Annotated in this window: 16 protein-coding genes; 9 read left to right on the forward strand and 7 right to left on the reverse strand. The window is 65.0% G+C overall.

What is annotated here, in order from left to right; translation table 11 throughout:
- Positions 1 to 49: 49 nt before the first annotated feature.
- Positions 50 to 1,204, reverse strand: coding sequence for a glycosyltransferase (locus APY03_RS24390; RefSeq protein ID WP_068680922.1), 1,155 nt, complete (start codon positions 1,202 to 1,204; stop codon positions 50 to 52).
- A gap of 12 nt (positions 1,205 to 1,216) precedes the next feature.
- Positions 1,217 to 2,815, reverse strand: coding sequence for a glycosyltransferase (locus APY03_RS24395; protein WP_162487156.1), 1,599 nt, complete (start codon positions 2,813 to 2,815; stop codon positions 1,217 to 1,219).
- Positions 2,816 to 3,301: 486 nt separating this feature from the next.
- Here APY03_RS24395 and APY03_RS24400 point away from each other — a divergent pair, with 486 nt between their 5' ends.
- Together APY03_RS24400 and APY03_RS24405 are read left to right on the forward strand one after the other, a co-directional pair.
- Positions 3,302 to 5,080 (forward strand): FkbM family methyltransferase, encoded by a 1,779-nt coding sequence (locus APY03_RS24400; RefSeq protein ID WP_068680926.1) that lies wholly within the window; start codon positions 3,302 to 3,304, stop codon positions 5,078 to 5,080.
- 23 nt (positions 5,081 to 5,103) lie between these two features.
- Positions 5,104 to 6,246 carry a glycosyltransferase family 4 protein gene (locus tag APY03_RS24405; protein ID WP_068680928.1) on the forward strand — a complete coding sequence of 381 codons (1,143 nt, stop codon included), beginning with the start codon at positions 5,104 to 5,106 and terminating at the stop codon, positions 6,244 to 6,246.
- A 150-nt stretch (positions 6,247 to 6,396) separates the two neighbouring features.
- On the opposite strand, the gene gmd is transcribed toward APY03_RS24405, so the two are convergent.
- Positions 6,397 to 7,434 carry a GDP-mannose 4,6-dehydratase gene (gene gmd, locus APY03_RS24410; protein WP_068680930.1) on the reverse strand — a complete coding sequence of 346 codons (1,038 nt, stop codon included), beginning with the start codon at positions 7,432 to 7,434 and terminating at the stop codon, positions 6,397 to 6,399.
- A gap of 444 nt (positions 7,435 to 7,878) precedes the next feature.
- Between gmd and APY03_RS24415 the strand changes: the two genes are divergently transcribed.
- The 4 genes from APY03_RS24415 to APY03_RS24430 all read left to right on the forward strand — a co-directional run bounded on the left by APY03_RS24415 (position 7,879) and on the right by APY03_RS24430 (position 14,596).
- On the forward strand, positions 7,879 to 10,122 hold the full coding sequence (locus tag APY03_RS24415; RefSeq protein ID WP_162487157.1) for a glycosyltransferase: 2,244 nt from the start codon (positions 7,879 to 7,881) through the stop codon (positions 10,120 to 10,122).
- Between the two features lie 182 nt (positions 10,123 to 10,304).
- Positions 10,305 to 11,444: a glycosyltransferase gene (locus APY03_RS24420; protein WP_232324388.1), complete on the forward strand. Its 1,140-nt coding sequence runs from the start codon at positions 10,305 to 10,307 to the stop codon at positions 11,442 to 11,444.
- Between the two features lie 55 nt (positions 11,445 to 11,499).
- Complete coding sequence (locus tag APY03_RS24425) at positions 11,500 to 12,456, forward strand: GDP-L-fucose synthase family protein (RefSeq protein WP_068680936.1); 957 nt, start codon at positions 11,500 to 11,502, stop codon at positions 12,454 to 12,456.
- On the forward strand, positions 12,449 to 14,596 hold the full coding sequence (locus APY03_RS24430) for a glycosyltransferase family 4 protein (protein ID WP_083944545.1): 2,148 nt from the start codon (positions 12,449 to 12,451) through the stop codon (positions 14,594 to 14,596). Before APY03_RS24425 ends, APY03_RS24430 begins: the two co-directional genes overlap by 8 nt.
- Here APY03_RS24430 and APY03_RS24435 read toward each other — a convergent pair.
- Genes APY03_RS24435 through APY03_RS24445 form a run of 3 tightly spaced genes read right to left on the reverse strand, consistent with a single transcriptional unit; the run spans position 14,565 to position 17,540 of the window.
- The gene (locus APY03_RS24435) at positions 14,565 to 15,311 is read right to left on the reverse strand and encodes an ABC transporter ATP-binding protein (protein WP_068680938.1); all 747 of its coding nucleotides are present in this window, start codon (positions 15,309 to 15,311) and stop codon (positions 14,565 to 14,567) included. The two genes, APY03_RS24430 and APY03_RS24435, sit on opposite strands and share 32 nt — an antisense overlap.
- A gap of 7 nt (positions 15,312 to 15,318) precedes the next feature.
- The gene (locus tag APY03_RS24440; RefSeq protein WP_068680940.1) at positions 15,319 to 16,122 is read right to left on the reverse strand and encodes an ABC transporter permease; all 804 of its coding nucleotides are present in this window, start codon (positions 16,120 to 16,122) and stop codon (positions 15,319 to 15,321) included.
- Complete coding sequence (locus APY03_RS24445; protein ID WP_068680943.1) at positions 16,119 to 17,540, reverse strand: mannose-1-phosphate guanylyltransferase/mannose-6-phosphate isomerase; 1,422 nt, start codon at positions 17,538 to 17,540, stop codon at positions 16,119 to 16,121. Before APY03_RS24445 ends, APY03_RS24440 begins: the two co-directional genes overlap by 4 nt.
- Positions 17,541 to 17,706: 166 nt before the next feature.
- Between APY03_RS24445 and APY03_RS24450 the strand changes: the two genes are divergently transcribed.
- The 3 genes from APY03_RS24450 to APY03_RS24460 are packed head-to-tail and all read left to right on the forward strand — an operon-like array spanning position 17,707 to position 22,608.
- Positions 17,707 to 19,725 carry an acyltransferase family protein gene (locus tag APY03_RS24450; RefSeq protein ID WP_068680945.1) on the forward strand — a complete coding sequence of 673 codons (2,019 nt, stop codon included), beginning with the start codon at positions 17,707 to 17,709 and terminating at the stop codon, positions 19,723 to 19,725.
- A 37-nt stretch (positions 19,726 to 19,762) separates the two neighbouring features.
- Positions 19,763 to 21,625: a glycosyltransferase family 2 protein gene (locus APY03_RS24455; RefSeq protein ID WP_068680947.1), complete on the forward strand. Its 1,863-nt coding sequence runs from the start codon at positions 19,763 to 19,765 to the stop codon at positions 21,623 to 21,625.
- Positions 21,625 to 22,608 carry a glycosyltransferase gene (locus tag APY03_RS24460; protein WP_068680949.1) on the forward strand — a complete coding sequence of 328 codons (984 nt, stop codon included), beginning with the start codon at positions 21,625 to 21,627 and terminating at the stop codon, positions 22,606 to 22,608. Before APY03_RS24455 ends, APY03_RS24460 begins: the two co-directional genes overlap by 1 nt.
- Here APY03_RS24460 and APY03_RS24465 read toward each other — a convergent pair.
- Positions 22,605 to 23,372 (reverse strand): glycosyltransferase family 2 protein, encoded by a 768-nt coding sequence (locus APY03_RS24465; RefSeq protein ID WP_068680951.1) that lies wholly within the window; start codon positions 23,370 to 23,372, stop codon positions 22,605 to 22,607. The two genes, APY03_RS24460 and APY03_RS24465, sit on opposite strands and share 4 nt — an antisense overlap.
- Positions 23,373 to 23,410: the final 38 nt, after the last annotated feature.

Genomic DNA, 23,410 nt, shown 5'->3' on the forward strand with positions numbered 1-23,410 from the left:
GTTGACCAAGGCTTGGCGCTGCGCCAGGGCCTCGTCATCCGTCGGCCTGTCAGGTCAGCACATCGACCTCACCCTGTAGCGCTCGAAGCGCAGCCCACTTGCGATAAAAGGCGGTATAGGCACCTGCGCTGCTCTCTGCGGCAATCGTGCGGATTGCCTTGGCCATTTCGTCCGCGAAGGGCTCCCAGCGAAACGTCGCGGCTCGGCGCGCGCCTTGTTCGACAAGCCGCACGCGAATCGATGGATCTCGCACAGTGCGGAGTGCCTCGACCATCTCGGGAATCGACGTGCCTTCGATCGTCAGGGCGGCACCTTCGGCCACTTCCGCAAGCGAACCGCGGGCGGTCGAGATCACTGGGCAGCCAGAGCTCATGGCTTCGGCCACAGGCAAGCCGAAGCCTTCGTAGAGAGAAGGATAGACCAGCGCCGCTGCCCCGCCGTAGGCCAATGCAAGGTCTTCGTCGTCGAGGTCGATCTGGACGATCTTGTGTCCCGTGCTGTCGACGGTTGAAGTGGGAGTGGTCTTTTCGCCGCCTACGCACAGGACGTCAAAGTCGACCTCGCCCATCGTGTTCACGGCGTCGAAGAAAAGGCTGGCGTTCTTGTAGTTGTTGGCCTGTACGCGAGACCCCACGAACATGTAGTAGGGGCGTTCCAGTCCGATCCGGCGGCGGAACTCGGCGATGGCCCGTTCCTCGCGCGGTTTGAATACCTTGGAGTCAATCCCGCAGTAGGCTACGGATGTCGCGTCAGGGTCGAGTTCAGGGTAGAACTCCAGCAGATCCTTGCGCGTATTTTTCGAGATGCAGATGTGGCGACGCGCGTGAAGGATGGCGAGTTCCTTCTCGCGCCAATCCCTGGCCGACAAGTCGAACCCGAGCCGCTCCGGGATCATGTCGTAGACGAGCAGCAGCGATGGTGTTTCCATCGGAGTGCTGTAGTAGGTCGACGTGAAAACCTTGGCACCATAGTGACGGCAGATCTGCTCCAGCAGTTGCGAGTCACCGGGGTTGTACTTGGATTTGTAGGCCGGAAAAGGAACGACTTCCACGCCATCGAATTCGTCGTTCTCGACGCCGCCCCGGTCGAGGAAGACGATCGGCATTTCGAGCTTCTTCGCAAGCTGCGGAAGTGTTGCCCGCCAGATGCGTGCGATTCCTGACTGCGCGAGCTGGAAGAAGACACCGTCAATTACTAGAGCCATCGTGAGTCCCCTTCAAGCGGGCGCGCGGCCGCGCGCAGCGGCGGAATGAAGCCGTAGCGCCCGTTGCGCTGCGGTGTAGCGCCAAGCCGGCGAGGCCCTCTCGGCCTCGCTGAGTTCCACGGGCACGCCCGTCAGCTGCGTCAGTTCGTGCATAAAGTCTTCCTCCGATGACAACAGCCGGGACGAGAGGAGCTTGTGGCCGTGCCGTTTGGTAATGCGATTCGCCTCATCGATACCGCGCGTGTTGGGCTGCGTCGACAGGCCTTCAGGATTGACGAAATAGACGACGTGAGGATCGTTCACCTTGAAGAAGGTTTTCCCGGCCTGCACGCAGCGCAACCAGAAGTCGTAATCGCCAGCAGACCGGAAGTTGGCATCGAACAGCCCGACCTCGTCGTGCAGAGTGCGTCGCCACATCGGCGCGTTGTGTGGGGAATTCGACTGTATGAGGTTGTAGGGCGTGATGACGGGTACCTCGCTCTTGAATCCGACCGCCGCGGTCTTTGCGAATGACTCCTTGCCGGAGAACGAGTAGTAGAAGTCCTGGTACACGACATCCACGAAGGGAAACTTCTCCAGGATCTCCATCTGCCGCTCGAATGAATCGGACCTTCTCAGATCATCCAGGTTGGTGTTCGTGAGGTATCGGCCCTTGGACAACTCCACGCCGAGATTCCAGGCTTCATAGATCCCGATTCGCGTCGGGGCTCGGTGGTAGACGATATTGGGGAATCGCTCCATGTAGCGGGCGATCACGGAGGCCTCGTTCTCCGGCGAGTCCGCATCGATGATGATGAGTTCGCAGTGGGTCGCGAAGATCGTTTGCGACGTGATGTTCTCGAGAAACTGCTCGATGTAATCTCCGCCACGATAGAGGCTCGCGATGGCGGAAACGAGAACTTCCGGCTTGCTGGGAACGCTCAGGCTCGCGTAACGCTTGGGCTCGACGGGTTTGTAGTCGGTCCCGATCTCGTCAGCCTTCGCTTGCCATTCCTTGATATTGATGAACCGGTCCGTGCCCAGCCAGGGCGCGTGATTGGGATCGTGCACTGGCATTTGCGCAGCATCCTTCAGCGCCTGGGCCGCGCGTTGGGCGAAGAGCTGCATTACCAACTGGCTGCGTGCAAAGTTCTGCCGGCTAAGCCAGTGGTCCCATTGGACGACCTCGGACAGCATGGGGCTGCGCTCCAGCAGGTCCTCGTAGGCGAACTGGATGAAACGGCCATTGGCCAGCTCGGGCAGGATATTGCCGCGCTGGCGCACGCCATCGGCCTCCGGCGACCCGGCGATGGCCTCGACAAGGCCGGCAACGCTCATCCGATTGCCGAGCACCTCGTTGATCCACAGCTGTCGTTCTTCGGGGCTGGGCGTGCGTTCCAGGCTCAATTGGTAGATGCGCTTGACCACCGCTTCGATCTCGCCCGGGTTCTCGATTCGAGCGGGAGCGGGTGTTACCGCAGCACTGACCTCTCCCATGACCTCTCCCATGACCTCTCCCACTTCCTCATGACGAGCGGGGAGGGGCGCCGGTTCGGATGGAGCGGCCCCGTTCGGCACCACGAAGACCGCGCGGTAACAGCGGCCCAGCAGCCGCCGCAGCCACCCAGGCATGTGCCGGCCCAGCGCCGACCTGCGTATTTGTTCAATCACGTAGCACCTTGTCCAAAACTTCGGGTAGTCTGGTTGCGGCGAGTCGCAACCGAATGGAGGCCCAGCTCCGGCCATGCGCGATGTTGCAGGCAGTCACTCCCCGCTACCTGCTCGAGCATGCCGCATCGTGGATGACGGGACGCGAGGGTCGCGAAAGCAGTGCGGCAGCCCGCTCTCGCGCTGCTGGTTGAGCCTGCGGAAGCTTACCAGACCGTTGAGCGCCTCCGGCAGAGGCGGTCGGCCCTGGATTCGCTGCATTACGGTCCGAAAGGGACGCGGCATCGCAGCGCACATCGGGGCACGAGCGGGGAGCGGGCGCACATGCCTAAGCTCTAGAATCCTCCGTGTTGTCTGGAGGCACGCTGCCCACAGCGCTAAGGTCCCGTGTCGGATCCGATAATCTTGCCGGCGCCCTTGCCCGACTCGCCTCCATTGCTGCAAGCCTTCATGCCTCCCAAAATCCCGTCACCCCTCCCCACCCAGAAGTTCGTCTCGTATGCCCAGAACTACGAGGACGTCATGCTGTGGCGTGCTCTGCAACAGGTGGAGCGGGGCTTCTACATCGACGTAGGCGCGCAGTCTGCGGAATCGGATTCGGTCACCAACTCGTTCAGTCTGCGGGGCTGGCGCGGGATCAACATCGAGCCTCATCCGGTGTACTTCGAGCAACTCGTTCAGTTGCGGCCGAATGACGTCAATCTGGATGTCGCGCTCGGGGAGCGATCAGGCACGCTGACGATGAATCTCATCGATGAATCAGGCTTGTCGACGGCGGATGCAGAAATCGCTGGCCGGCATGCCGCCGCCGGGCACACACTCCGAACGCATGAAGTAAGAATGCTGACATTGGCAGAGGTGTGGCAGACGTATGTGCCGGACGGGCAGCCAGTGCACTTCCTCAAGGTCGACGTTGAAGGCTTCGAGCGATCCGTGCTCGCGGGCAACGACTGGCAAGACGCTCGCCCCTGGATCGTTCTGGTGGAGGCAACGCTGCCGAACTCGCAGATCGAGAACCACGAAGTCTGGGAGCCGATCTTGACCGGTGCTGGCTACAAGCATGTCTATGCCGACGGCCTGAATCGCTTCTACGTTGCGGAGGAGCGAGCCGAACTCGCCGCCGCGTTCAAGTACCCACCCAACGTGTTTGATGGATTCATCACTGCGCCCTTCGAGCGCATGCAGCGGGAGTACTCCCGGCTGACGCTGGATCTGGACGCCATGCATGTGCGAGCTTCCGACCTGCTGCAGCAGGTGGGTGCGCTCGAACGAAGCTTGCACGACGGCAACGAGCGCGCTTCGAGTCTGCAGCAGCAGATTGGCGCGCTCGAAAGAAGCTTGCATGAGTGCCACCGGCGAATCGAATGCGCTGAAGCTGCTTTGGTTCAGGCACGGGAAAGGGAAATGGCGCTCCAGGATCGATTGGACGCCGAGCGGACTGCGCTGGGGCACGAGATCGAACAACGCGATCAGTTGTTAGGGCAAGCCGAGCAGCGCGCCAACTTGGCCGAGCAGCAGCGCAACGCAGCCGAGCAGCAGCGCGACGCCATTGTCCAATCCCCTTGGTGGCGCATGACGGGGCCGGGCAGGGCCCTGTTGACCAGGGCACCGAAGTCTCTGCGCCGCCAGGTTCGCCGATCGGCGAAGGCGGCCTGGTGGGTCGCAACGCCTTGGCGCATTCCGGCACGGCTACGTTTCATTCGCGAGCGCCAGCGGATGGAGGCGCAGGCGGGAGGAGACGGGGCCAAGCCCCCTGCTCTGAATCTGTACCCGGACCGAACGCCCGATCGGCCACCCGTGCCGCCGATCGAGGCGCTACCGCGTGATGTCACCGATCGACCACTTGCCGCGCGCTGGTGCATATGCCTGCTTCGTTCGCAACCTGAAATCCGCGCACGTTTTCCGCGCGCGCTGTCACAGCCGGAAGCGGATGGGTTCATCGCCTGGGTGCGGGAGGAGAGCGGCCAACGCTTTGGCCTTTCGGAGCCGGCGCGCTCGCTGGTCGTGAGCGTCCTGCAAGAAGACTTTGGCAACCGCGCGCGTCAGTATTTCGTTGATCGCCCGGATGTGCGTCAGCTTCATCCGCACGGGCTCAGCCCGGCGGGCCAAGGAGAGCTGTACAACTGGTTCATGCAGTTCGGCTGCTCCGAAGGCCGGTTGTCGGCGGAAGAGGTGCTTTGGCTCTTCATTCAGGTGTCCGAGGCACCTGAGCAGGGGGGCGGACAGTGAGTCATCGACGTCCCCGCCTCGCCTTGGACACCTACGTCCTGGCTCAAGGCATCAAGACCGGCGTGTACCGAGTCTGCGACGAACTGTTTCCCTTGCTGGTGCGCGACGATCGCTTCGGCAGCCGCCTCTACTTTCGCTCGCACGACGTAGCGAAGGCTCCCGGCTTGAGAAAGCGGCTGAATGCCCCGGCACATTCCGCACCTGCGCATCGCCCATCGGACGATGCCGACATCCTGCTGTCGCCTTTCGGCGTGACGCCCGCCGAGTGGTTGCTGGACGATCATGTGCTTCATGCCCATATCGTCTACGACCTCATCGGCATCAAGCATCCCGAGTATTTCTCGTCGGAGGGCGCAGCCGAGGTGCAGCGCATCATGGACAGCCTGGACGAGCGCACGGTTGTGTTCGCGATTTCGGAGTTCACCAAGAAGGATCTGCTGGCCTATCGGCCTGACCTCAGCCCGCGTCAGGTGACGGTCATCCCGTTGGCCGCCGGCTCGCGTTTCCACCCATGCGACGACCGGATGGCGATCAAGGCTATGCGCGCCAAGTACGGCATACCTCCAGGCGTACCCTACGTCTTGAGCTTGGCAACGCTGGAGATTCGTAAGAACCTGGAGCAGGTCGTCCATGCGCTGGTTGCTCACCTGGAGCAGAACCCGGAAAGCGACCTGCACCTGGTGCTGTCGGGCATGTCCGGCTGGAAGCTCGAACAATTGCACAGGGCATTTGCAGTTGCCAAGCGCTGGCGCCATCGCATTGTCCTGACCGGCTTCGTGGAAGATGCGGATCTGTCGGCGCTCTACAGTGATGCGCTGTGCTTCATCTACCTGTCGCGTTACGAGGGATTCGGCCTCCCGCCTTTGGAAGCGATGGCTTGCGGCACCCCCGTCATTTGCGCCGATAACTCCTCGCTGCCCGAGGTAGTGGGGCAGGCGGGACTATTGTTCGACTCCGACGATGTGCAGGGCGTCGCCAATGCGATGCATCAGATCGCTGCATCTACTGTGCTCAGGCAGGAACTGGCAACGGCCGGGCTGGAGCGGGCCCGGCTTTTCAGCTGGGATCGATGTGCAGACATCGTCGCGGAGACCCTGATTGTCGCGCATGCCCGCCATGTGCAGCGGCCAACCAATAGCCGGCGCCGTGTATTGGCGCCTGGCTAGCGGCTGGCGCGCGCGGCCCGCGGGGATGGCGTCGAAGGATTCGGAGCCGCGCGCCTCGGGCGAAGCGCGGTCGCTGCCTCAGCAACGGGGCGATCGGTGCGGGGGCGCCCAATCGAGGTTGCGTGAGCGCAGCGTCCGCGCCAAGGTGCTTTAGAAAGAGTAGCCTTCCGCGTTCCGGCGCAGGTCCGCCTCGACCATCATCCCGCACAGTTGCTCGAGCGTGGTCTTGGGTTCCCAGCCGAGCTTTTCCTTGGCGCGGGCTGGATTGCCGATCAGCAGGTCCACCTCCGCCGGGCGATAGTATTTCGGATTGACGCGCACGAGCGTCTTGCCGGTCTTCACGTCGATGCCCACCTCGTTTTGCTCGTCCCCCTCGAACCGCAGTTCATAGCCCGCCGCCTTGAAGGCCATGTCGACGAACTCGCGGACCGTCTCGGTGCGGTTGGTGGCGAGCACGAAGCTGTCCGGCTCCTTGGCCTGCAGCATCATCCACATGCCCTCGACATACTCCTTGGCGAAGCCCCAGTCGCGCTTGGCGCCAAGGTTGCCCAACTCGAGCACGCCAGCCTTGCCAAGCTTGATCTTGGCAACCCCGTCCGTGATCTTGCGCGTCACGAACTCGCGACCGCGCAGCGGGCTTTCATGGTTGAAGAGGATGCCGCTGCAACCGAAGATGTCGTAGCTCTCGCGGTAGTTGATCGTCATCCAGTGGGCGAAGAGCTTGGCAACGCCGTAGGGACTGCGGGGGTAGAAGGGGGTGTCTTCCACCTGGGGAATGGCCTGCACCTTCCCGAACATCTCGGAGGTGGAGGCCTGATAGAAGCGGATCTTCGGGTTGGTGAGCCGGATCGCTTCGAGCAGGTGCAGCGCGCCCATCGCGGTGATCTGGGCGGTGGCGTCGGGTTGGTTGAAGCTCACGCCGACGAAGCTCTGCGCGGCCAGGTTGTAGACCTCGTCGGGAGCCGCTTCCTTCATCAGGGTCAGAGAGCTGCCGAGGTCGGTCAGGTCATATTCGATCAGGTGCAGGTCAGGGTTGTCCTGGATGCCAAGCTCCTCGATGCGCCAGAAGTTGACGGAGCTGGTCCGACGATACGTGCCGTACACAACATAGCCCTTGGTCAGCAAGAGTTCGGCGAGATAAGCGCCATCCTGGCCGGTAATGCCCGTGACTACAGCACGTTTCTTCATGAGGTCCTTCCGATAGATGCAGGAGCGCCATCCGCATGGCGCTGAACCCAGGGATTTTGCCCTAAAGCAGGCAGCGCCATTTTTGAGGACGTTACGAGCCGATGCGTGGAAAACGGGGCGTCTTCCTTGCCCCTTAAAATCCCTGGCGGGCGACGAGCCCCGGGGAGTGCGATGCATCGCGAGAAACAAGCCATGGGTCAGTTCGAGACGGCAACCCTCGAGGTGTGCGCAGTAACTGGCACGCAAGGAGGGGGTGGGGCCTCCGCCATCACACTGGCGGATACATTTCCTCCGAAGTCTTTCGTTTGGGTTCGCACCGCGGGCCCGAATCGTGCTGCGCCCTGTGTCCCAATAGCGTTGATTGCAGGGGGAGCGTGCCGTGGCCGAATGTCGTCGCATACCCGCCCCCGCGCGTTGCGTTGTATCTGTTCAATGATGAGTGAAATGAAACCACGCCTCGCGCTGGATATGTATGTACTTGCGCAGGGCGTCAAGACTGGCGTTTGGCGAGTCTGCGACGAGCTCTACGGAAGGCTGGCGGTTTCTTCGCGTTTCAGCCCGTGCCTGCTCGTGCGGCCTGGCTACGAGCTCAAGGCCAGCGAGTACATCGCAACCGAAGGCCTGCCCGGCAAGCTCCACGACAATCAACTCGCGCCGTCCGGCGACGCCGACATCCTTCTGTCTCCGTTCGGTGTGGCTCCGAGCCGATGGCTGGAAGACGAGAACGTCCTCCAGGCGCACATCATCTATGACCTGATCGCGATCCATCGGCCCGAGTACTTCAGCGTGGAGGCCGCGACGGAAGTGCGCAACATCATCGCCAGCCTCGATGAGCGCACGGTGATCTTCGCGATTTCCGAACACACCCGCAACGAACTGCTTGCATGCCGCCCCGACCTCAGCCCGGCGCAGGTGACCGTGATCCCCCTGGCCGCCGGCGAACGCTTCAAGCCTTGCAACAACATGGGCGAGCGAGTTGCCATGCGGGCGAAGTACGGCATTCCCGCCGGGGTGCCCTATGTCCTGAGCCTGGCGACGCTGGAGATCCGCAAGAACCTGGACCAGGTCGTCAAGGCCTTCGTGCGGTACCTGGAGCACCATGGCGCAAGCGAGATGCGCCTGGTGCTCGCCGGCATGTCGGGATGGAAGCTCGAGAAGCTCGACGAGGCGCTCGCGGGGGCCGGCCGGTGGCGCGATCGCATCGTGCTGACAGGCTTCGTGGACGACGAAGACCTGTCGGCGCTCTACAGCGACGCCCTGTGCTTCGTCTACCTCTCGCGGTACGAAGGATTCGGCCTACCTCCGCTGGAGGCCATGGCCTGCGGAACGCCTGTCATCTGCGCTGACAATTCCTCCCTTCCAGAGGTGGTGGGGGACGCGGGGTTGATGCTGGATGCCGACGATGTCCAGAGCGTCGCAGACGCCATCCGGAAGATCGCCGATGACGACGCCTGCAGGGGCGAGCTTTCTCGCAGGGGCCTTGAAAGGGCCTCCTTGTTCGATTGGGACCGCTGCGCTGAGATCGTGATGGACACGTTGGCCGCTGCTTACGAACGGCATGCTGCAAGGCCCGCGCACCAGAGGCGCCGGTCGCCGGTGCTGCCTGCCACCCCCGAAGGGCTGGAGGCCGTCAATCTCGACAGTTTGGCCGAGGCCAGTTTTCTCGGCTACAGGAATGGCAGCTTGGGGCCCGCGTTCGTCACGCATGGTGCTCCGCTGTCGGCCAGGGCCGGTGCCGGATGGCCCGTGTGGATGGATCGTCTTCCGAATGCGGGCGCAGCGGGCCGCATCGAAGGCGGGTTGCGGACGCTGGGGCAGTTGAAGTCCGGCAGTCCTGACGCGCCGCTGGTCAGCTATGTCACCGTGGTTCGAAACAACGTGGCGACGCTGGCCCGGACCATCGAGAGCGTCCAGCAACAGACCTATGGCAACGTCGAGCACATCGTGCTGGATGGCGCCTCGACGGACGGCACGCTCGAACTCATTCAGCAATACGCAGACCGGCTCGACTACTTTGTATCCGAGCCCGACGACGGCCTCTATGAGGCGATCAACAAGGCCATTCCGCTGGCGCGAGGGCAGTTGATCTGTGTCCTGAATTCCGACGATTGGCTCGAGCCGCATGCGGCAGAAATCGCTGTCTATCGCATGCGCGAAATGTGCGGGGAGCCAGCCCTGCTGCTGACGACAGCGCTGGTGCGCGATGGAGCAGTCATCCACGAGTGGCATCCCGCCTTTGTTCACCCCGGCAGCTATTTCACCTGTGCGAACGATTGCCACAATGGAATCTACGCCACACGGGCGGCGTATGAGCGATCCGGGCCGTACGACAGTGCCTACAAGATCGCGGCCGATTTCAAGTGGATCATGACCTGCCTCGAATCCGGCGCTAGATTCGTCTACACGCGAGAGCCCACGGTCAACTACTCGATGGGCGGTACGTCTGGTGACGTTCGCCAGCACAGTATCGAGTGCATGCGTGTCGTGAGTGACCGCTTCGGGTTTCTTTCGCAGGTCGAGGTAAGCGGTCTCTATCACAGCTTCTTCATGCTGGCGGGGGCATTCGCGGCCGAGGAAGGTGGTCGCCCAAGCAACCACACGCTGTTCCTGCGGCGGGTCTTCGCGGCCCATGAGAGCAAGTCCGATTTTCTGAGCGCGCTGGGCTGGGCCTCGATGGCAACGCTCTAGCACCCTGAAGATGTGGTGGCCGCGCCCGAGCCTGCGCCAGGCGCGCAGGCGCAGGTCGGGCCACCCCCGGTGCCGACCATCAAGCGATCGGTCAAGGAACTGGCCAAGAGCCTCCTTTACAAGCATCCAGGCCTCTATGGCGCCGCGGCACGCGGATACCGGCGACTCAGGGGATGAGCGACGTGGCGCGAATAGCCTATATCGACCACTCGTTTCACCGAACCACCCGCTCCACCGAATTCCTTCCGGAGGTCCTGCAGCGTCACGGCCATGTGGTCGAGCATTTTTGGGACGATGCCTGGCAGGGCGGCCAGCCCGTGGCCTGGAGCGAGGTCGCCGCGCATGACGTGGTGATCATGTTCCAGTCCTTCTGCCGGCCGAATAGTCCGTATTTCAGGCAGTCGCACCCGAACGTCATCTACATCCCCATGCTCGACCAGTTCGGCCTCTGGCAGGGGCCGCTCTACAACCTGTCGGCGTTCTGGGAGCCCTTCCAAGGGTCGAAGGTGCTCAATTTCTCGAATGCGTTGCAGTCGATGACAACGGCCTTCGGCATCGTGAGCCACTTCGCTCGCTACTACCAGCCCGTCACGGCCTCGCCTCCCCCTGCACGCGATGGCCTGCATGGGTTCTTCTGGCTGCGTCGTGAACTGCAGTTGCCCTGGAAGACCATTCGCCGGCTCATCGAGGACGTGCGCTTCGACAGCTTCCACATCCACCTCGCGACCGATCCCGGCACGGCCGCGCCGCAGTTGCCTTCCGCGGAAGACATCGGCAGGCACCGCATCACGACATCCACGTGGTTCGAGCACAAGAAGGATCTCCACGCGCTGATGGAACGCGCGAACGTCTATTTCGCGCCGCGCGCGGAAGAGGGGATCGGGCAGTCGTTCCTGGAGGCCATGGGCCGAGGCCAATGTGTGGTGGCGCCCAATCAGGGCACCATGAACGAATACATCTTGCCGGGTTTCAATGGCTTGCTCTTCGACATCCTGGATCCGCAGCCGCTCGACTTCTCCGACGTGACCCGATTGGGCGCGCGGGCCAGGGAAAGCACGATCGCTGGCCGCGCCGCATGGGAGAGAGCAGAGGACGAGCTCGTGCGTTTTATCCTCACCCCCAGCGAGGCGCTCTATGTCGGCCGCTATCAGCATGCGTTCAAGGGCATGCCGTCTGATGCGCAGCCCGCCGTCCATCCCTCGGCCTCTGCGTCCTGGGTCGCCCGCTTGCGCGCGTTCTCCCAGCGCCACGCCCTCTTTCGCTCGACGCGCGCCATCTGGCATCCCGTGGTTCGGCTGGCCCGGCAGTTGCTGGGTCGCTGACCCATGGCATTGCGTTACCCTTCATCGCATTCACTGCGAAGCTCATGAGGTCTCTATGGAAAAGAAGAAAGTATTCGTCGCAGGCCATCGTGGTCTCGTCGGTACGGCAACGGTACAGGCGCTGAAGAACAGGCCTGACTACGAAGTGGTGACGCGCACCCGCACCGAACTCGATCTTGAAGACCGCGCTGCCACGCGGCACTTCTTTCTCGAGCACCGGCCGGACTACGTGGTCATGTGCGCCGCCAAGGTCGGCGGCATCCTCGCGAACTCGAATTTCCCGGTCGACTTCCTGCACAACAACCTGCGCATCCAGCTCAATGTCTTCGACGCGGCCCACGAAGCGGGGATCGATCGGATGATCTTCCTCGGCTCGTCGTGCATCTACCCGCGCGACTGCCCCCAGCCCATCAAGGAGGAATACCTGCTGACCGGGCCGCTGGAAGCCACCAACCGCCCCTATGCGCTGGCCAAGATCGCCGGTGTGGAGTCATGCTGGGCCTTCAATCGCCAGTACGGCACGCGCTATCTGGCGGCCATGCCGACCAACATGTACGGCCCGGGTGACAACTACCACCCCGAGCACTCGCATGTGCTGCCCGCGCTGATCCGCCGCTTCCATGAGGCAAAGATCAAGGGCGATCCGGAGGTGGTCGTCTGGGGCTCAGGCACGCCCCGGAGGGAATTCATGTACTCCTCCGACCTCGGGGAAGCGATCCTGTTCCTGCTGGAGCTCCCCGAGGAGCGTTTCGCCGAGCTCACCCGTGCGGAGGTGACGCCCTTGATCAATATCGGCGTGGGCGAGGACGTGACCATCCGGGAGGTGGCCGAGCGCGTGAAGGCGACCGTCGGCTATGAGGGTGAACTCAAGCTCGATGCCACCAAGCCCGATGGCACGCCGCGCAAGCTGATGGACGTCAGCCGGCTTCTCACGCTCGGATGGAAGCCTCGTACACCGCTCGATATCGGTCTCAAGAATGCCTACAGCGATTTTCTCCAGCGCCATGCCTGAACGCTCCTTGCGGCGCTACGCGAGGCGCGTCGCCAAGGGCGCCTGGTGGCTTGTCACGCCTTGGCGCATGCCCGAGCGGCTGGAATTCCTGCGCCGGCGCGCGGCGGCGCAGGCGCGCGCGACCGCGTTCGCGATCCTGGTCGAGTCCGAGCGGGAGCGGCTTGCGCTGCGCGAGCGTGGAATGCCGGTGCCGCCGGTTCCGCCGCTCAATCTCTTCGACGATGCCGCGGCGCGGCAGGCCGCCGGCCTGCCGTCGCGCAGTGTTCCGTGGGATCCTGTCGCACCCCAGGACGTGACGGACCGCTGGTCGGCCGCTCGCCTCCTGATCGACCTGTGGCGTCAACGCGCCGATCTCCGTGCGCGCTTCCCGCTGGCCCTGGAGCGCGGGCGCCAGGCCGGATTCGCGCAGTGGCTGCGCAGCGAAGGTGCTGTACAGCTGGGGCTGAGCGATGCGGCCTCAAAGCTGGTGCTCGATGCGTTGGAGGCAGGGCTGGCCGATTCCGCACGCCAGACCTTTCTCGCGAATCCCATGCTGGCCTCCGTGTTGCCGCATGGCTTGACGCCGGCCGGCATGCCACGCCTTTTTAGATGGCTCGTGCACCACGGCGAGAGCGAAGCCGGCTTGCGGCCGGAAGCGCTCTGGTGGCTCCTTCTCCAAGCGGCCCAGAACCCGGTGCGCGAGCTGATGCTGGCCTATGCTTTCACGCCTGCATGGCAGGAACTGCACCCCGACGGCCTGACGGTCTTTGGCCGGGAGGCCTTCTGCGCCTGGTTCGCTGCGGAATACGGTGCCTCGGGCTCGTGGGTCGATGCTTCGACCTGGCCGGACTGGGAAAAGCCGGCCATCCAGATCCGAAACGCCTACTGGGCGCGAAGTGCGTGGCGCGTCGCACATCCCGAGGCCCTGGCCGACGAAGAGCGTGCGCGCGCGCTTCTGGCCTGGCTGTCGTCGCCGGCGGCCGACGTGTCCGACGCGGCTCGCGCCTGGTGCCGGAGACTCGATGTGTCGTCGGTCGCCCGCGAACTCGCGCAGCCCGGCGTCAACATGATCGGGCACTTCTGCTATGCCTCGGGCCTGCGGGTTTCGGCCGAATCCATGGTCCAGTCCATGGGGCGCGTCGGTGTATCGGTCTCGCTGCGCGACGTGTGGACCGACGCCAAGGACGACCCACATCACGTCGACTTTCACGGCATGGAGGTCCACGACGTCACCATCATCCACACCCAGCCCGAACCCTTCTTCGACGAGGCGTATCGGCGCGCCCACCTGTTCGAGCGCAGCCCCCGAACCTATCGCATCGGCTACTGGTACTGGGAGTTCGACTCCATCCCCGATTCATGGGTCGGGCATGCCGAGAAGGTCGACGAAGTGTGGGCCGCGACCGAGTTCGTCGCCCGCGGACTGCGGGAGCGGCTTTCCGTTCCGGTTCGCACCCTGTTCCCCGGCGTCAAGCTGGCGCCTTACGCGAGGCGCAGCAAGAGCTACTTCGGATTGGAGGAGAGCCCCTTCACCTTCCTCTTCACGTATCACATGATGAGCGTCATGGAGCGCAAGAATCCGAAGGGGCTGATCTGCGCCTTCAAGCAGGCTTTCCGGCCGGACGAACCCGTGCGCCTGGTGCTCAAGAGCTCCTACGGCGAGCGCCATCCGGCGCAGATGCAGGAACTGCGCGACGCCGCCGCCGACGCCAACATCACGATCATCGACAAGGTCCTGAGTCCCGACGAAGTCCTCTCCCTCATGGACGCCTGCGACGCCTACGTCTCCCTCCACCGCAGCGAAGGCCTGGGCCTGACGATGGCCGAGGCCATGCTCATGGGCAAGCCGGTGATCGCCACCAACTTCTCCGGCAACGTGGACTTCATGGACGACAGCAACAGCCTGCTCGTCCCCTACAAGCTGGTGAAGCTGGGCAAGCCGATTCCGCCCTACGACGCGGACTTGGAGTGGGCCGAACCGTCGATCGAGCACGCTGCGCAGCTCATGCGCCGCGTCTACGACAACCAGGCCTGGGCGCGGGAGATGGGGGCGCGTGGCAAGGCGAGCGCCGAAGCCAACCTGTCGCTGGACGCCGCCGGCCGCCGGATCGCCGCCCGCCTCGAGGAGATCAAGTCGTTGCGGCGGCGAGCGGCAGGCTGACGGGGTCGCTCGAAGACCGGTCGACGATCCGCCCGTGCTCCAGGTGGATCACCCGGTTGCACTCCTTCGCGATCAGGTCGGGGGAGTGCGATGCCAGCACCAGGATGCCGGACTTGGCCACCACGTCCTTCATCCGCTGCTCGGCCTTCTCGGTGAACTCGGCGTCGCCCACCGAGAGCCACTCGTCCATCAGCAGGATGTCGGCCTGGACGCTGGTCGAGATAGAGAAGGCCAGGCGCATCAGCATGCCGGTGGAATAGGTGCGCACCGGCATGTTGACGTATTCGCCCAGCCCGCTGAACTCGCAGATCTCGGGCGTGAGCGCATCGATCTGCTTCTTGCTCATTCCCATCACCAGTCCGCGCAGCATGATGTTCTCGATGCCTGTGGCATCGTGCTCGATGCCGAGCGCCGGATCGATCAGGCTGGAGACGGTGCCCTGGCGGACGAATTCCCCCGCGGAAGGCTCGTAGACGCCGGCCAGCGTGCGCAGCAAGGTCGACTTGCCCGCGCCGTTGTGGCCCACCAGGCCGAGGCGATCGCCGCTCTTGAGCTCCAGGTTGATGTTGCTCAGCGCCTGTACCACATTGACGCCGGTTTCCTTGCCGAAGCGGCCGCCGGTGACGGAGGCGGCCAGCGTCTTCTTCAACGATGCGGCGCCCGCGCCGTAGATGGGGAAGTTGACCGAGACGTTCTTGAGGGAGATGGAAGCCATTGTTTGTTCAGAGCCAGTAGACGACGCGGCGGCGGTACTTTGCGAACAGCAGGCCCGACACGACCACGCTCACCACTGTCCACCCCAGGATGCCCCACCAGTTGTGGGAATCGGCAACGCCGCCCATCAGGGGGACGCGCAGCAGCTCGAGCATCTGCGCCAATGGGTTGTACAGGATGTACTGCGCGCGGCCGGGGAGGCTCTCCGGGAGCCAGAAGACCGGCGTCAGGAACATCAGCATCTGCATCACGCTGGTGACGATCTGGGTCACGTCGCGAAAGCGCGTGCAGATCAGGCCCAGCGCCAGTCCGAGGGCCTGGGCATTGATCAGCAGCAGCAGGAAGGCCGGTATGAAAAGCAGTGCCGACCAGGACAGCGAAATGCCGGCCCACAGCGCCACCGGCACGTAGAGCACGATCTGGTGCGCGAACTGGATCAGGTTGCGCGCCATGCTGCGCCAGACGAACAGGCTGATCGGGAAGTACCCCTGCTTCAGGTAGTTGCTGGAGCCGATGAAGGCATTGCAGGCGTCGGTCACCATGCTGGAGAAGAAGCTCCAGAAGATGATGCCCAGCGCGAGGTGGGGGAAGAACCTCGACAGCTCGGTGCCGAACAGCGAGCTGTACAGCGGCCCCATGCCGCCGATCATGGCCCCCATGCTGAGGGTCAGCCACAGCGGCCCGAGCATCGAGCGGCGGTAGCGCAGCACGATGTCGAACCAGGCCAGCGTCCACCAGATGTCGGTGCGGCGGGAGCCTTCCCACCAGTCGGACCACGCGCTGCGATGAAGATTGGAGTGTGCTTCGCTCATACGCGTCCGTAGGTGTCCACCAGGCGCACGATGTCGTCCTCGCCAAGGTAGCTACCGCACTGGACTTCGATGAGAACCAGTTCGTCCTGTCCGATGTTCGTCAAACGATGTTTTTCCTTGAGCGGGATATAGCGGTATTCGCCGGGCAGGGTCTTGTGCTCCACGTCGCCGATCTGGACGATGGCGGTGCCCTGCACCACGACCCAGTGCTCCGCGCGCTGGTGGTGGTACTGCAGCGACAGGGCCTCGCCCGGCTTCACCGTGATGCGCTTGACCTTGTAGCCGTCTTCTTCCTTGAGCGATGCGTAGGTGCCCCAGGGGCGGTGGACCACGGCGGGCAACTGCACCGTCTCGTGGCTGCGCGCCTTGAGGATGTCCACCACCTTCCTGACCTGCTGGGCGCTGTCCTTGTGGGCCACCAGCAGCGCATCGGGGGTGTCGATGATCACCAGGTCGTGCACGCCCAGCGCTGCGACGATCTTGGGCCCATGGCTCTCGACCTGGATGTGGGTGCCGGTGGTGTCCACCGCCACGACGTGGTCGTCCGGAAAGGTGTTGCCGCTGGCATCGGCGGGCTGGGCCCTGGCGACCTCGGGCCATGAGCCCACGTCGTTCCAGGCAAACTTGGCGGGCACCACGCGCACGTTGTCTGCGCGCTCCATCACCGCGTAGTCGATGCTGATGTCCGGCTGCAGGCCGAAGGCGTGCAGGTCGAAATTGATCGCGTCGCCCTTCGCCTGCGCGCTTCCCATCGCGTGGCGGGCCGCGTCGAGCACTTCGGGTGCATGCGCCTCCAGCGCCGAGATGATGCCGGCCGCGGTGAAGCAGAACATGCCGCTGTTCCAGTAGTAGCGGCCGGTTGCCAGGTATTCCTGCGCAGTGGCCAGGTCCGGCTTCTCGACGAAGCGCTTGACGGGCTGGCTCTCGCGCGACACCCGCTCCACCTCCACGTAGCCGAATCCGGTCTCCGGCACGGTCGGCGCAATGCCGAACAGCACCAGCGCGCCCTGCTGGGCCAGCCGGAAGGCCTCGCTCGCGCTGGCGACGAAGGCTTCCACGTCGGGCACCAGGTGGTCGGCCGAGAGCACCAGCATCACCGTGTCGCCGCTGAACTGGCGCTCGCACTGCAGGGCCGCCAGCGCGATCGCCGGTGCCGTGTTGCGGCCCTTGGGCTCGAGCAGGTAGGTGGCCGACGGCGGATCGCTCATCTGGCGCAGCACGTCCTTGGTCAGGAACTGGTGATCCTTGTTGGTGACGACCATCAGGTCGCCGGTGCCGCAAGCCTGTCCGCGCTCGATGGCCTGCTGCAGCAGGGTGGAGCCGCCCAGCCTCATGAAGGGCTTCGGAAGCGCCTGCCTGGAAACTGGCCAGAGCCTGGAGCCGGACCCTCCCGAGAGCACCACAGAAAGCAATCGCATTTTTGTCCTTCTCTTTGAGAGCGGGCGATTTTACCGGCCGGAGCCGGGGCGCACCCTGTGGAACCGGGATGCGCGCAAGGGGCGCGCCACGTTGCGAAGATAATCACGCGCTGCGCCGCGACGCCACGTCGGCGACCGATCCGACCCAGCCCAAGACCGCGCTCGCATGCCCCGACAGGAAGAACAGTCCCACCTTGCCCACCCGAAGTACCGACCGGACATCGACGGCCTGCGCGCCATCGCCGTGCTCTCGGTGGTGGGCTTCCATGCCTTTCCGCACTGGGTCAAGGGCGGCTTCATCGGCGTCGACATCTTCTTTGTCATTTCCGGTTACCTGATCTCCACGATCATCTTCGGCAGCCTGGCCGGCGAGGGCTTCAGCTATCGCGAGTTCTATGCCAGGCGCATCCGGCGCATCTTCCCGGCGCTGCTGGTGGTGATGGCCGCGACCTTCGCGTTCGGCTGGTATGCGTTGCTCGCCGACGAATTCCGCCAGTTGGGCAAGCATCTGCTGGCCAGCGCCGGTTTCGTGGTCAACCTGGCGCTGTGGAACGAGGCCGGCTACTTCGACACCAGCGCAGAGACCAAGCCGCTGCTGCACCTGTGGTCGCTGGCGGTGGAAGAGCAGTTCTACATCTTCTGGCCCGTGCTCCTCGGCCTGGCCTGGCGCTTCCGTGGCGGGCAGGGGCGCCACCTCGGCACCTGGATGTGGGTGGCGACCGGACTGTCCTTTCTTCTCAACGTCTACGCGGTGCAGCGCCACCCGACCGCGACCTTCTATTCGCCGCTGCCGCGCATGTGGGAGCTGGCGGCCGGCGCCTTGCTGGCCTGGAACGCGCTGCGACGCGAGCCGCACCGCAACTGGTACAGGCGCGAGCTGCGCAGCGTGTCCGGCCTGCTGCTGATCGGGCTGGGACTGGTGCTGATCACCCGGGGCAAGTCCTTCCCGGGCTGGTGGGCGCTGCTGCCCGTCGTCGGGGCCTGCCTCTGCATCTCCGCGGGGCCGGGTGCCTGGCTCAACCGCCGACTGCTGGGGTCGCGCCCGATGGTGTGGGTGGGCCTGATCAGCTATCCGCTGTACCTGTGGCATTGGCCGCTCCTGGCCTACGCGCGGATCGTCGAGGGCGCCGAGCCCGATCGCACCACGCGCATCGCGGCCGTGGTCGCCTCGGTGCTGCTGGCCTGGCTCACCTATCGCTTCGTCGAGCTCCGGCTGCGCCGGCGCCGCAGTGAAGGCGTGGTCAAGGGCCTGGCCACGGGCATGGTGGCGGTGGCCATCATCGGCATGGTGCTGGTCGGGCGCCTGCTGCCGCCGCGCAACGACGATCCGGGCGTCCAGGCCATCGTCGCGGCCGGCGCCGACTGGGCCTACCCCGACGGCCTGAAGGAAACCAAGGTCAAGGGCGAGACCGTCTACACCATCGGCGAGGGCAAGGAGCGCGTGCTGCTGCTCGGCGACAGCCATGTCGAGCAGTTCGGCCCGCGCGCCGTCGAACTCGACCGCGTCGCGCCCGACGCGCTGAAGACCCTGTACTTCGGCACGCGCGGCGCCTGTCCGCCGGTGCCGCATCTCTTCGAGGACCGCGACCTGGCCTGCGGCCCGCGCCGCGACGAGCTGCTGAAGTTCGCCTTCAGCGACGACATCGACACGGTGGTGCTCGGCGCCTGCTGGACCTGCTATTTCGACATCGAGGAGACGACCCCGGGTTCCAGCGCGCCCCCGCCGCCGGACCACTACTACTTCCTCGACCTGCAGGGCCGCCACCTGCTGCGCGGCGGCGACGGCGTGGCGCGCTCGCTGGTGTCGCTGGAGACGCTGATCAGGCTGCTGCGGGCCGCGAACAAGAAGGTCTACCTGATCCTCAATCCGCCGCTGAGCACCAACTTCGAGCCCCGGCTGCTGATCCACGGCAGCCGTCTCGGCACCATGACCGCCTCGACCTCACCCGTCTCGGCGCCCTTCCCGCCGACGCAGAAGCGCCTGCAGGAGCGGCTGCGCCAGCTGGCGCAGCGTGCGGGCGCCGTCGTGCTCGATCCGGCCCCCACGGTCTGCATCTCCGACAGCCAGTGCATGCTGAGCGGCGAGGGCGGCGACCCCGTCTACAAGGACGGTGCCCACCTGCGCGCCGGGTTCGTGCGCAAGGCGGCGACCTTCCTCGACCCCGCGCTCGTGTCGCCGCGATGAGCGACCCTGGAATCCGGAACATGAGAATTTGCCGCGCATGAAAGCCCTGTTGTACCGCCTCGTTCTCTTTCCATTGGGACTGCTCAGGGGCCCGGGCCTGTTCGGTCGCATCCAGCGCGCCTGGCGCATCTTCGGCAAGTCGGGATGGGCCGGCGTGCAGTGGGAGCTGGGCCGGCGCATGGGCGGCTACAACAACTACGACAACTGGGTGCGCAAGCACGACACGCTGACGCCCGAGCTGCGGGAGAAGCTCGCCCGGCGCGTGGAGGCGATGGTGGGCGGGCCGCTGATATCGGTGGTCATGCCGACCTACAACCCCAACCCGGCATGGCTGCGCGAAGCCATCGAGTCGGTTCGTGCGCAGATCTACCCGAACTGGGAACTGTGCATCGCCGACGACGCCTCGACCTCGAAGGACGTGCGCGAGATCCTGGAGGCCTACAGCTGCAGCGACGCGCGCGTCAAGGTCGTGTTCCGGCCGCAGAACGGCCATATCTCGGCCTCTTCGAACAGTGCGATCGAACTCGCAACCGGGTCGTGGCTCGCGCTGATGGATCACGACGACCTGCTGCCGGCCCACGCGCTTTACTGCGTCGCCGAATGCATCGTTGCCAATCCGGACGTTCGCCTGATCTACTCTGACGAAGACAAGGTCGATGAGGGAGGCCACCGCTTCGGCCCGTACTTCAAGCCGGACTGGAACGTCGATCTGTTCCGGTCGCAGAACATGTTCAGCCACCTGGGCGTGCTGGCCACCGACCTGGTGCGCGAGGTTGGCGGCTTCCGTGTCGGCCTCGAGGGCTCGCAGGACTGGGACCTGGTGCTGCGCTGCATGGAGCGTGTCGATCAAAGGCAAATCAGGCACATCCCGCGCGTGCTCTACCACTGGCGCGTGCATGGCGAGAGCACGGCGAAGTCGATGGGTGCCAAGCCCTACGCGGCCGTGGCGGGCGAACGTGCGCTGAACGATCACCTGGCGCGCACGGGTGTGCAAGGGGCAGCGGAGTACCTCGGTTTCGGCTTTCGCGTGCGCTATGCGTTGCCGCAGGTGCTGCCCCTGGTCTCGCTGATCATCCCGACGCGCAACGCGTTGCAGCTGGTGAGGCAGTGCATCGAGTCGATCGAGGGCAAGACGAGCTATGCGAACCACGAGATCATCCTGGTCGACAACGGCTCGGACGACCCGTCTGCGCTGGCGTATTTCAAGGAACTCGGCACGCGTGCGAACATCCGCGTGCTGCGCGATGACCGGCCTTTCAACTACGCCGCACTCAACAACGCGGCCGTGGCGCAAGCGAAGGGCGAGCTCGTCGCACTGGTCAACAACGACATCGAGGTGATCACGCCGGATTGGCTGTCCGAGATGGTGTCCATCGCCTTGCAGCCCGGCGTGGGCGCCGTGGGTGCGCGCCTGTGGTATCCGAACATGACGCTTCAGCATGCAGGCGTGATCCTCGGCGTGGGCGGCATCGCAGCCCATGCGCATCGCGGCATGCCGGCCGGCCGTGAAGGCTACGGCGGCCGCGCCGGCCTGATCCAGTCCTTCTCTGCCGTCACTGCAGCCTGCCTCGTGATGCGAAAGTCGATCTACGAGCAGGTGGGCGGCTTCGACGAGGTCAATCTGCAAGTGGCCTTCAACGACGTGGACTTCTGCCTGCGCCTGAGCGAGGCTGGCTACCGGAACGTATGGACACCGTACGCCGAGCTGATGCACCACGAGTCTGCGACACGTGGAAAGGACCTGTCGCCCGAGAAGCGTGCTCGCTTCGAGCGCGAGGTGGCCTACATGCATCGGCGCTGGGACCACGTCCTCCAGAACGACCCCGCCTACAGCCCCAACCTCATGCTGGCGCGCGAGGACTTCAGCTACGCCTGGCCCCCGCGCCTCGCGCCCCTCTGATGGCGCTGGGCGTCTCGGTCGCGCTGTGCACGCGCAACGGCGCGCGTTATCTGCCGGCGCAGGTGCAGAGCATCTGCACCCAGGAGCCACCGCCGCGCGAGATCGTGCTGTCGGACGACGGCTCCAGCGACGACAGCGTGGCCATCGTGCGCCAGGCCATGGCCGGCTGCGGCGCCGCTTCGACTGTGGCGCTGACCGTGTTCGAGAACAAGCCGGCTTTGGGCGTCACGCGCAACTTCGAGCAGGCGATACGCGCCTGCCGTCACGAGCTCATTGCCCTCAGCGACCAGGACGACGTCTGGCATCCGGGCCGCCTCGCGCGCATGACGGCCTGCTTCGAGGCACGGCCGGAGTTGCTGCTGCTCCACACCGATGCCCGGCTCGTGGATGGCGAGCTGAGGCCGCTGGGCGACACGCTGTTCCATGCGCTGGAGGTGCAGCCGGAGGAGCTCGAGGCCATTGCCCAGGGCCGCGCCTTCGAAGTGTTCCTGCGGCGCAACCTCGTGACCGGCGCGACCACCCTGTTCCGGCGCCGCCTGCTTGAAGCGGCACTGCCCTTTTCCGACGAGTGGGTGCACGACGAATGGCTGGCCGCGCTGGCTGCGGCAACCGGCCGCCTGGACGTGCTGCCCGAAGCCCTGATCGACTACCGCCAGCACGCCGGCAACCAGATCGGCGCCAGGCGGCCCACCCTGGCCGACAAGCTCGCCAAGGCGATGCAGGCGCGCGGCAGCAAGCACATGCAGCGCTGGCGCCGCGCGCAGGCGCTGCTCGATCGCCTGCTGGCACTGCAGGGCCAGGTGCCTGAGGCCATCGTCGACGCGCAGCGCGGGAAGGTGGCGCACCAGCGCTTCCGGGCCGAGCTGCCGGCCTCGCGCGTGGCGCGCCTGCTGCCGGTGCTGCGGGAGACCGCGAGCGGCCGCTACGAGCGCTTCGGCCGAGGCAGGCAGGCCATCGCGCAGGATCTGCTGGAGCGCGGCTAACGCGCTGCGGCGCGCGATGCCGCATCCAGCCGTCGATAGCGCCAGAACGCGGCCGAGCTCCACACCTTCAGCAGGCTCGTGAGGTGCCAGTAGAGGTGCCGCTTGCTGCTGTGGCTCGCGCGCTGCGCATCGTGCCGGGTCTGCAGGTGCTCCGCGATCGAGAGCTTCCAGCCCGCCAGCCGCAGGCGCGCGCAGATGTCGAAGTCTTCGCCGTACATGAAGAAGCGCTCGTCGAAGCCGCCGATCTGGCGGTACGCCTCGCTGCGGAACAGCATGAACAGCCCCGGGATCCAGGCGGGTTCGGTCGGTATCGCGTAGCCCGGGCGCCGGCGCGTGAGGATCTCCAGTGGCGTGATGATCGCGCGGTGCTGCTCCGCCGTGGTCTTGCCGGGCTCGAGGATGCGCGGCGCCAGCAGGCCGGCATCCGCCGGGGCGTATTCGAGCAGCGGCGCCAGCACGTCGGCGTCGAAGCGGATGTCGGGGTTGAGCACCAGGAACCACGGCGTCTCGCAGCGCGCGAAGGCCTGGTTGTGATTGGCGCCGAAGCCCATGGGGCGCTGGTTCTCGATCCGCTCGATCTGGAAGCCCCAGTGCCCGCCCGCCAGCGCATCGGCCTCGGGGATGTTCAGCGTGAGCAGCACCTTGGCCGTCGTCGCACGGCTGAAGCGGTCGAGCTGGTCCAGCAGCGGGCGGATGAGTTCGAGCTGACCATGGCTCACGATCGAGACCGTGACGGCGGGGGGCGGGGACGGGGATGTGGACATGGTCTAATTTCGCCCGGGGATTCTAGGAGCAGCCTCCC

Origin of the sequence: Variovorax sp. WDL1 (assembly GCF_001541225.1) — a bacterium.
Taxonomy (GTDB): Bacteria; Pseudomonadota; Gammaproteobacteria; order Burkholderiales; family Burkholderiaceae_C; genus Variovorax.